Source organism: Mycobacterium sp. E3251 (assembly GCF_001666835.1).
GTDB lineage: Bacteria > Actinomycetota > Actinomycetes > Mycobacteriales > Mycobacteriaceae > Mycobacterium.
Genome location: NZ_LZJF01000032.1, coordinates 1 through 2,449, shown reverse-complemented (window position 1 = coordinate 2,449; position 2,449 = coordinate 1). Strand labels below are relative to the sequence as shown.

At 68.9% G+C, this 2,449-nt stretch carries 2 protein-coding genes and 1 pseudogene; all 3 read left to right on the top strand.

What is annotated here, in order from left to right; genetic code table 11:
• The coding region (locus tag A5697_RS04290; RefSeq protein WP_068008292.1) for an MFS transporter at positions 1-1,129 on the top strand (1,129 nt) is incomplete at its 5' end.
• 77 nt (positions 1,130-1,206) lie between these two features.
• Positions 1,207-2,358 carry a uroporphyrinogen-III synthase gene (locus tag A5697_RS04285; RefSeq protein WP_067943929.1) on the top strand — a complete coding sequence of 384 codons (1,152 nt, stop codon included), beginning with the start codon at positions 1,207-1,209 and terminating at the stop codon, positions 2,356-2,358.
• Positions 2,349-2,449, top strand: a pseudogene (locus A5697_RS28705) (sirohydrochlorin chelatase); the annotation flags it as partial. The gene A5697_RS04285 and the pseudogene A5697_RS28705, both read left to right, overlap by 10 nt.

Sequence of the window (2,449 nt, the reverse complement as noted above, 5' to 3'; positions counted from 1 at the left end):
CTTCGGTGGTCGCAACTGGACCGCCTTCTCGGCGTTCGTGCTGCTGATCCCGACGGCCGGCACCATCGTGCTGCTCGCCAACCCCGGATTGCCGCTGTGGCCTTTCGTGGTCTGCGCCGCGCTGACCGGGCTGGGCGGCGGCAACTACGCGGCTTCGCTGGCCAACGTGAACGCCTTTTACCCTCAGCGGCTCAAGGGCTCGGCGCTGGCCGTCAACGCCGGCGTGGGGAACCTCGGGGTGGCGGTAATACAGCTGGTCGGCCTGCTGGTGCTCGCCACGGCCGGACACGAGGCGCCGTACTGGGTCTGCGCGGTGTACCTGGTGGTGCTGGCGATCGTGGGAATCGCGGCCGTGCTGTTCATGGACAACGTCGGTCACGGCACGCAGCTGAACACGATGCGCTCGATCCTGGCCGAACGCGACACCTACGTGATCTCCCTGCTCTACATCTGCACCTTCGGCTCCTGGATCGGGTTCTCGTTCGCCTTCGGTCAGGTGATGCAGGTCAACTTCCTGGCCAACGGCGAAAGCGCCAAGCACGCGGCGCTGCACGCCGCGCAGGTGGCCTTCGTCGGACCGCTGCTCGGCTCGCTGGCGCGCATCTACGGTGGCCGGCTGGCCGACCGCAAGGGCGGCAGCAGGGTCACGCTCGGCGTGCTCGCCGGGATGACCCTGGGCGCCGGATTGCTCGTCATCATCAGCACTTTCGACGACCACAATGCCGGGGCGCGCTCGACCAGCATGATCGGCTACGTCGTCGGCTTCATGGTGCTGTTCATCCTGTCCGGGATGGGCAACGGATCGGTGTTCAAGCTGATCCCCTCGGTCTATGAGGCGCGCAGCCGCGCTCTCCAGATGGGCGAGCAGGAGCGGCGCCACTGGGCGCGCGCCAAGTCCGGATCGTTGATCGGCGTCTGCTCCGCGGTGGGCGCACTCGGCGGCGTGGGCATCAACCTCGCGCTGCGCCAGTCCTACCTGGCCACCGGGACGGAGACGTCGGCATATGTGGCGTTCCTCGCCTCTTACGTCGTGGCGGCGATCATCACGTGGACGGTGTACGTACGGCGGCCGGCGCTGCCCGCCGAGGCGGCGGACGGTGAGACGGCAGACGCGCTGGCACGCGTGTGAGGGCGCCCTCACTGTGGGCAATGCGCAAGCAATTGCCGGGTAACGCAACGGAAATCTGACAGGCATACACAGGTGATATGGCCCGGCCCGACTCCCCGCCGCTGACGGGTTATCGCATCGCGGTGACCTCCGCTCGGCGCTCCGAGGAGCTGTGCGCGCTGCTCAGCAGACAGGGCGCCGAGGTGTGCAGCGCACCCGCAATCAACATGATCGCGCTGCCCGACGACGACGAACTGCACCGTAACACCGAGGCATTGATCGCCGATCCGCCCGACATCCTGGTCGCTCACACCGGCATCGGGTTCCGCGGCTGGCTCGCCGCGGCCGAGGGATGGGGGCTGGTGAACCAGCTCATCGCCGCGCTGTCGTCGGCCCGGGTCGTCTCGCGCGGACCGAAGGCGACCGGCGCGCTGCGCGCCGCCGGCCTGCACGAGGAGTGGTCGCCGGACTCCGAGTCCTCGCAGGAGGTGCTGGAATACCTGCTCAACTCGGGGGTGGCCGGACTGCGGGTTGCGGTCCAGTTGCACGGCGCCGCCGACGCGTGGGATCCCTTCCCGGAATTCCTCGGTGGCTTGCGCCTGGCGGGTGCCGAGGTGGTGCCCGTCCGGGTGTACCGGTGGAAGCCAACGCCGTTGGGCGGCACGTTCGATCAGCTGGTGACCGGGGTCGCGGGACGGCAGTTCGACGCGGTCACCTTCACGTCGGCGCCCGCGGCCGCGGCGGTGCTGGAGCGCAGCCGTGAGCTGGACATCGAAGACCAGGTGCTGGGCGCCCTGCGCAGCGACGTGCACGCGATGTGCGTCGGCCCGGTCACCTCCAAGCCGTTGATCCGCAAAGGCGTGCCGACGTCATCGCCGGAACGAATGCGGTTGGGCGCCTTGGCCCGTCATATCGCCGAAGAGCTACCGTTGCTCGGCTCGTGCACGGTGGACGCCGCCGGCCACACGCTCGATATTCGGGGCACGTGTGTGCTGGTGGACGGCTCGATCAAGGTGCTGTCCCCGTCCGGCATGGGGATATTGCGCGCGCTGGCGAAACGCCCCGGCGACGTCGTCGCCCGCGGTGACCTGCTACGCGCGCTGCCCGGCAACAGCAACGACCCGCACGCCGTCGACACGGCCGTGCTGCGGCTGCGAACGGCTCTGGGAGACAAGAACATCATCGCGACGGTGGTCAAGCGTGGATACCGGCTCGCGACCGAGCAGCGGGCGGATTCCCCATGGCGCTGATCATGGTCGCGCACGGCACTCGCAGGCCCGAGGGTGTGGCGATGGTCGAAGAGCTTGCCGCGCAAGCCAGTTCGCTTGCGGGCCGGCCGGT